This window comes from Streptomyces sp. SID12501, from assembly GCF_010550245.1.
Lineage (GTDB): Bacteria > Actinomycetota > Actinomycetes > Streptomycetales > Streptomycetaceae > Streptomyces.
This window is the reverse complement of record NZ_JAAGLU010000864.1, coordinates 1-411: the sequence shown is the minus strand read 5'-3', so window position 1 is coordinate 411 and position 411 is coordinate 1. Positions and strand designations below refer to the sequence as shown.

The window sequence follows — 411 nt, the reverse complement described above, 5'->3', positions numbered from 1 at the left end:
TGGTCGCCAGCACGCCCGGCACGTCGCGGTGCAGGTACGCGACGCGGTGCGCGTCGGGGCGCTGGTCGAGCGCGAGGTTCGGCAGGTTCACCGACAGGTTCGTCGAGCCCGTCGCGAGGTAGTCGCGCACCTTGTGCGCCACGAACTGGCCGATGGCCTCCTGGGCCTCCTCGGTCGAGCCGCCCGTGTGAGGCGTGAGGATGACGTTGGGCAGGCCCTGCAGCTCGGAGACGAACGGGTCGCCCTTGCGCTTGGGTTCCTCGGGGAAGACGTCGACCGCCGCTCCCGCCACGTGACCGGCGAGCACGGCGTCGCGCAGCGCGGCGTAGTCGACGACGAACCCGCGCGACAGGTTGAGGAAGATCGCACCCGGCTTCATGCGGGCGATCTGCTTGGCGCCGAACATGCCGG

The 411-nt window shown here is 71.0% G+C and carries 1 protein-coding gene; it reads right to left on the bottom strand.

Annotation, left to right across the window (positions count from 1 at the left end):
• Window positions 1-411: NAD(P)-dependent oxidoreductase (locus tag G3I71_RS48870; protein WP_275409465.1), on the bottom strand; the 411-nt coding region annotated here is incomplete at both ends.